This is a genomic window from Mesorhizobium sp. M0626 (genome assembly GCF_040320665.1).
Lineage (GTDB): Bacteria > Pseudomonadota > Alphaproteobacteria > Rhizobiales > Rhizobiaceae > Mesorhizobium.
Map to the genome: position 1 here is coordinate 186,029 of NZ_JAMYQD010000018.1, position 6,663 is coordinate 192,691.

Consider the following 6,663-nt stretch of genomic DNA (forward strand, 5'->3'; position numbering starts at 1 on the left):
TCTCTCACGCGGATCGCCGTCCTCGCCGCCACGGCTCTAACTCCCAGACGGCTGATTTGATCCCGAAGGCGTGAGAGATCCCGGTGCGCGCGCCTGTCACATTCGTAACGACCGCCGCCGAGCTTGTTGAAATGCAGGACGTTTTACCTTTCAGTAGATTGGCGAGGCCAGCCTCGAAATCCTTGCCGATCAGCGTATCGAAATTCATGAAGAGGCCCATAAGCTTGGCAATGAAGGGCCGGCTGCCACGCATCGCCCAGGTGACTGCGGTGATGTCGCCCGAGGGTTTCAGGGTGAAGTCGACGCTGTTGTTGGCCCGGAACGGCTTCTCGAAGTCGAGCTTCAGCGACACCAGCGAAAATGGCACGGAATTGACGATCTCCATGCGTCCCTTGCCGGCCTTTGCGTTGCCTTCCCAGGCGTAGGCGGCGCCCTTGCCGGCATCAGCGCCCGACAGCGTGCGCTTCATCAGCGGGTCGAGCTTTTCGTAGGGCGACCATTCCGGCCAGTGCTTGAAATTGTTGATCAGCGGAAAGATCGCTTCCGGCGCGGCCTTGATGCTGGCGGTGCGGACGGTGACGAAATCATTCGACCTCGTCGCCGCATAGATGAGCACGGCGGCGATGATGACGACCAGGATGATGAGAATGGTGCTGAGCATGTTTTTCTCCTCGCTTAACGGCTGAACGGGATCAGGGCGCGCACGCTTGGGTCGCGCAGATAGAGACCGCCCCACAGGATGATGCCGAGATAGACGCTAAACAGCGTGTGCGAAAACAACGGGCTGCCGACGCGCATGTTTGTGGCGATGGCACCGCCGAGATAGCCGGTGAGCAGGATGGCGCCGAGCACCGAGGTGCGGGGCAGCGCATAGAGCGCGGTCGAGATCAGCCCGATAATGCCGAGCGTGCGCGCGACATTGACATCGGCCGGCCAGCCGAGCGGCACCATCGTCTGGGTGACGACATCGAGCGGCGGCAGCTTGATGACGCCGTCGAAGATCATGAACAGGATGATGAGGCCGCTGAGCACGCGGCCGGTCCACAGGGCGCCCGACGAGACGGGCATGGTTTGAGAAATACTCACGGGTGTTCCCTCCTAAGCGGTTCGAGCCGTTTGCTGGCTTCGGACCAAGGACGAGCGATGGGGCGGCGATCCTACAGGGTGCGGATTCTTTTTGGGTAGCAGCAAGCAAAAGCCGCTGCGTGGCGATCCTTCACACCCCCCTCTGGCCTGCCGGCCATCTCCCCCGCAAGGGGGGAGATTACACGCTCGACCGCTTCGGCAATGTTCCATGAATGAGCGGAGCATCGAAACCGCCGATCTCCCTCCTTGCGGGGGAGATGCCCGGCAGGGCAGAGGGGGGCGCTGTCCCTCCACCTTGACGGACTATCGACATCCACCAGTCACGGCTATTGATAGGGCTGGGCGAGAGACGAGCGAATGGCCGGCGAGACTGATCTGAAAAAGCTGCTGGCGGCGATGACGCCGGAACTGCTGCCGGACGTCTACGTGTTCGCTACGCTCACACCTGGAATCAGCCGGCAGGCAGGCCTCGATCCCGTGATGGTCTTTCGCGAGCGCGAGGGTGTGACACTGATCGTGACCGAGGACGCGGCACGGGCGGCCGGGCTGACCGCTTCGTTCCGCTGCCGCATGATCACCCTGAACGTCCACTCCTCGCTGGAAGCCGTCGGCTTCCTCGCCGCCATCACCGCCCGGCTGGCCGCCGCCGGCATGGGCGTCAATCCGGTCTCTGCTTTCTATCATGACCATCTGTTCGTGCCCGCTGAGCGGGCCGAGGAAGCGATGGAGTTATTGCGCCAACTGGCCAAGGATAACGCCGGCTGAATATCAAGCTCGACGCACGTAGAGAATATCCGGCAGGCCTTCTTCGTTGGTGGTGCCCGCGCCGAACGCCTCGGGGCGAAAGCCATGGCGCTCGTAGAAGCGACGCGCGCCGGTGTTGGCCTGGAAGCAATGCAGTTTAACGATCCGTAGCGCGGCGGTCGCTTGCACCAGCAGCCGGCTGCCGATGCCTTGCCCCATCCAGGCGGGGTCGAGATAGAGCTGTTCCACCCAACCGCCGCTCAGGGCAATGAAGCCGACAATGCCGGTGCCGGCCTCGGCGACCGTCACCTGCTGCCGGGACAGCACGATCTCGCGGGATGACCGGCATCCAGGAGAACGAGCCAAGTGCGGCCCGCATGACAATGGCGATGGTCGCGGCATCCAAAGCCGTGGCGGGGCGCAGCACGATTTTGGTGGGATCGTTCAAAGGCTTTTCTCAACAGAGGTCAGCGCTGCCCTCATCCCCCTGCCGGGACCTTCTCCCCGTGAACGGGGAGAAGGAAGGCTTCGGCCGAAGGCCGAGCCCGCGACTGCGGGCCGCCGGCTTTCCGGCGCCCCGCGGAGGGCCAGCCGCGGCAGCGGCGATACGGCCCGTGAGCGATAAACGGAATCGGCCGAAGGCCGAACCCCGTGAGCGAAAACAAACCAGCCGTCAGGCCGCCTTCTTCTTCGGCTGGATCAGGCCGCGCTCGACCAGAAGCTCGGCGATCTGCACCGCGTTGAGCGCCGCGCCCTTGCGCAGATTGTCGGAGACAATCCACATCGACAGGCCGTTGTCGATGGTCGAATCCTCGCGGATGCGCGAGATGAAGGTGGCGTCCTCGCCGGCCGATTCCAGCGGCGTGATGTAGCCGCCATCCTCGCGCTTGTCCAAGACCTGGCAGCCCGGCGCTTCGCGCAGGATATCGCGCGCCTCGTCGGCGGTGATCGGCTTTTCGAACTCGATGTTGACGGCTTCGGAATGGCCGATGAACACCGGCACGCGCACACAGGTCGCCGTCAGCTTGATCTTGGGGTCGAGCATCTTCTTGGTCTCGGCGACCATCTTCCACTCTTCCTTGGTCGAGCCGTCGTCGAGGAAGACGTCGATATGCGGAATGACGTTGAAGGCGATGCGCTTGGTGAACTTCTTTACCTCGACGCCATCGGCGACGAACACCGCGCGGGTCTGTGTAAAGAGTTCGTCCATGCCTTCCTTGCCGGCGCCGGATACCGATTGATAGGTGGCGACGACGACGCGCTTGATGGTGGCGACATCGTGCAGCGGCTTCAGCGCCACGACCAGCTGCGCCGTCGAGCAGTTCGGATTGGCGATGATGTTCTTGCGGGTGAACAGCGAGATCGCATCCGGGTTCACTTCCGGCACGATCAGCGGCACGTCCTGGTCATAGCGGAAGGCCGACGAGTTATCGATGACGACGCAGCCCTGCTTGCCGATCTTCGGCGACCACTCCTTCGAGACGTTGCCGCCGGCCGACATGATGCAGATGTCGGTGTCGGAAAAATCATACTGGTCGAGCGTCTTGACCTTCAGCGAACGGTCGCCGAACGACACTTCGGTGCCCTGGCTGCGCCGCGAGGCCAGCGCCACGACTTCGCTTACCGGAAAGCCGCGCTCTTCCAGTATGTTGAGCATTTCGCGACCCACATTGCCCGTGGCGCCGACTACCGCAACCTTGAAACTCATCAGAAATCTCCTGTCCCTCTCCGCTTGGTTTTTGGAGAAAACCCGCCGGCCAATGCGGGTTTCGTCCCCCGGGCCGGACCCGGGAGAGGGTGGTTAGGCCAAGGGAATCACACCGTTTTGGTGGTGGTTTTGGCCATAGTTTTGCTGGAACGGTAAGACGCGCCGACGCGCCCGGCCCCATGATTGTGGCCGGGGAAGTCGAATGCAAGAAGAGCCATCAGAAGGCCGCGCATCGAAAATGATCCCGTTCGATGCCGGCTTTTACGCGGTTTGCGTCAGGAGTCAATTGCGGCCAGGCACACGCCTGCCCTGTACAATAGCGGCCGCAAGAAGTACGAACGCCCAAATAGTGTTTGGCTGGCGTGCGTCAGCCCCGGCATGTGCTCCATGATGAGCCCAGACCCTGAATTCCGAAAGAGTGAGATGTCCAATTTCGAAGCTATTGTTCCTGCGCTGGCAGAAGCGCTGGAAAAACGCGGCTATACCGAGCTGACGCCAGTGCAGAAGGCCGTGCTGGAGCTCGGCGAGTCCGACGCGTTGGTGTCGGCGCAGACCGGCTCAGGCAAGACCGTCGCCTTCGGCCTCGCTTTGGCGCCGACCCTTCTTGGAAGCGCCGAACGTTTTGACCAGGCTGGCGCACCGCTGGCGCTGGCCGTGGCGCCGACGCGCGAGCTCGCTCTGCAGGTGATGCGCGAATTGCAATGGCTCTACGCGCCGACCGGCGCCACCGTCGCGTCCTGCGTCGGCGGCATGGACATGCGCTCCGAACGGCGCGTGCTGGAGCGCGGCGCCCACATCGTCGTCGGCACGCCCGGCCGCCTGCGCGACCACATCACCCGCAACTCCCTCGACATGTCGGCGCTGAAAGCCGTGGTGCTGGACGAGGCCGACGAGATGCTCGACCTCGGCTTTCGCGAGGACCTCGAATTCATCCTCGATGCCGCACCGGCTCAGCGCCGCACGCTGATGTTTTCGGCCACCGTGCCGCGCTCGATCGCCACGCTGGCGCAAGGCTATCAGCGCGACGCCGTACGCATCTCGGCCGGCGGCGAGGAAAAGCAGCATCTCGATATCGAATACCGGGCGCTGAATGTCGCCTATGCCGACCGCGAGAACGCCATCATCAACGTGCTGCGCTTTTACGAGGCGAAGAACGCGCTGGTGTTCTGCAACACCCGCGCCGCCGTCAATCATCTGACGGCACGCTTCAACAACCGCAATTTTTCCGTCGTCGCACTGTCGGGCGAGCTCAGCCAGAACGAACGCACCCACGCGCTGCAGGCGATGCGGGACGGCCGCGCCAAAGTCTGCATTGCCACGGACGTCGCAGCGCGCGGCATCGACCTGCCCAATCTCGAACTGGTCATCCACGCCGATCTGCCGACCAATCCCGAAACGCTGCTGCACCGCAGCGGCCGAACCGGCCGAGCCGGACGCAAGGGCGTCAGCGCGCTGATCGTGCCCAACGGCGCCCGCAAGCGCACCGAACGGCTGCTGCAGAATGCCGGGCTGAAGGCGACATGGGCGAGCCCGCCCTCCGCCGACGAAGTCATCATGCGCGACGACGAGCGCATCCTTGCCGATCCAGCCTTCGAAGAGCCGATTGCCGAGGACGAGCGCGGCTTCATCGACGCGCTTCTGGCCAGGCATGGCGCCGAACAGGTGGCCGCCGCCTTCGTGCGCCAATGCCGCGCCAGCCGCTCGGCGCCCGAGGAACTGACGGAGGTCGCGGCCTTCACGCCGTCGCGAGACAGACCGGCGGGCGAAAAATTCGAACGCCGCGACGAAGCGCCCAGCCGCCGCGACGATTTCGGCGACAGCGTCTGGTTCTCGCTGTCGATCGGGCGCAAGCAGAATGCCGAGCCGCGCTGGCTGATCCCGATGCTGTGCCGCACCGGCAACATCTCCAAGCGCGAGATCGGCTCCATCAAGATGCAGCAGGATGAGACCTACGTGCAGATCGCGGCCGACTGGGCCGATCGCTTCCTCGCCGCCGTCGGCCCCGACAAGAAATTGCAGGGCAACATTGCGGTGAAACGCCTGGACGGCACGCCCGACCTGTCGCGGGCCGGCTACCAGGCGCCGAAGCCCGACAAGAAGCCGCATCGCGGCAAGCGCCCGTTCGAGGCGCCGCAAAGCGCACACAAGCCGAAATTCGAGAAGCGGGAACGGCCCGCCGGCGATGCAAAGCCTTGGGCCGGGAAACCGAAATTCGACAAGGCTGGACCGCCGAAGAACAAGAAACCGAAGAAGCGGCCAGTTTGAGGCTCTTATCGGCCAATTACAGATGTAGGCGCTGCCCCTCATTGCCCTGCCGGGCGTTTCTCCCCGTATAGTGACGGGGAGAAAGGGCGGACCGCAGCCTTGGCGCTCTTCTTGCAGCGTTGGTGATTGGCGGAATCGTCGATAACAGCGACCCCTCTCCCCGTCACTATACGGGGAGGGGATGCCGGTGTCCGAACCGGATAGATAGGTAACAGAATGGACCGATAGCATGGGTGACAGTTTTCTTGTCCGCCGGGAGGACCGGCGATGGTTTGGCGAGAGACTGGCATCATGGACGAGCGGCTACGGTTTGTTGTGGAGTGTCTTTCTGGGGATGAGACGATGGTTGCGCTTTGTGCGGCCTACGGGACCTCACGCAAGAACGGCTACAAATGGCTCGGACGTTATCGGGAGTTCGGCCCGGAAGGTTTGCACGACCTGCCGCGAGCCCCGCTCAATCAAGGCCGTGCAACAGCTCAGGATCTGGTTGAGCGGATTGTGGCGGCCAAGGAGCTGCATCCGCTTTGGGGTCCAAAGAAGATCGTGGCACGGCTCAGGCGCACGGCTCCCGAGTTCATGTGGCCTTCAGCCTCGACGGTCGGCGCGATCCTTGCGCGGCATGGGCTTGTCCGCGCCCGCAAGCGACCCCGCCTGCGGGCCTGCGGCAATGGACCCTGGCCACAGCCGCAAGAACCGAACGCGGTGTGGACTGGCGATCACAAGGGCTGGTTCCGGACCCGCGACGGCTGGCGTTGCGAACCCTTGACGGTGATGGATGCGTCGAGCCGCTATCTTCTGGCGCTCGAAGCGACGGGGTCGACGGCCGATAGCGAAGCCTGGCCGGTGTTCGAACGGCTGTT

At 63.7% G+C, this 6,663-nt stretch carries 7 protein-coding genes; 3 read left to right on the forward strand and 4 right to left on the reverse strand.

Annotated elements, in window-relative coordinates:
* Positions 1–4 precede the first annotated feature (4 nt).
* Positions 5–661, reverse strand: coding sequence for an SRPBCC family protein (locus NKI37_RS23785; protein WP_352791423.1), 657 nt, complete (start codon positions 659–661; stop codon positions 5–7).
* A 14-nt stretch (positions 662–675) separates the two neighbouring features.
* A complete protein-coding gene (locus NKI37_RS23790; RefSeq protein ID WP_023687655.1) occupies positions 676–1,086 on the reverse strand; it encodes a DoxX family protein in 411 nt (136 codons plus the stop codon).
* A 357-nt stretch (positions 1,087–1,443) separates the two neighbouring features.
* Here NKI37_RS23790 and NKI37_RS23795 point away from each other — a divergent pair, with 357 nt between their 5' ends.
* Positions 1,444–1,851 carry an ACT domain-containing protein gene (locus NKI37_RS23795; protein WP_023671700.1) on the forward strand — a complete coding sequence of 136 codons (408 nt, stop codon included), beginning with the start codon at positions 1,444–1,446 and terminating at the stop codon, positions 1,849–1,851.
* Positions 1,852–1,854: 3 nt separating this feature from the next.
* Here the strand turns inward: NKI37_RS23795 and NKI37_RS23800 are convergent, their stop codons facing one another.
* Together NKI37_RS23800 and NKI37_RS23805 are read right to left on the reverse strand one after the other, a co-directional pair.
* Positions 1,855–2,157 carry a GNAT family N-acetyltransferase gene (locus tag NKI37_RS23800; RefSeq protein ID WP_352791425.1) on the reverse strand — a complete coding sequence of 101 codons (303 nt, stop codon included), beginning with the start codon at positions 2,155–2,157 and terminating at the stop codon, positions 1,855–1,857.
* Positions 2,158–2,503: 346 nt separating this feature from the next.
* Positions 2,504–3,538: an aspartate-semialdehyde dehydrogenase gene (locus NKI37_RS23805; protein ID WP_023671698.1), complete on the reverse strand. Its 1,035-nt coding sequence runs from the start codon at positions 3,536–3,538 to the stop codon at positions 2,504–2,506.
* Between the two features lie 423 nt (positions 3,539–3,961).
* Here NKI37_RS23805 and NKI37_RS23810 point away from each other — a divergent pair, with 423 nt between their 5' ends.
* Together NKI37_RS23810 and NKI37_RS23815 are read left to right on the forward strand one after the other, a co-directional pair.
* Positions 3,962–5,803: a DEAD/DEAH box helicase gene (locus NKI37_RS23810; RefSeq protein WP_352791427.1), complete on the forward strand. Its 1,842-nt coding sequence runs from the start codon at positions 3,962–3,964 to the stop codon at positions 5,801–5,803.
* Positions 5,804–6,070: 267 nt separating this feature from the next.
* Positions 6,071–6,663, forward strand: a 593-nt coding sequence (locus NKI37_RS23815) for a helix-turn-helix domain-containing protein (protein ID WP_352794573.1), incomplete at its 3' end; no start/stop codon positions are given.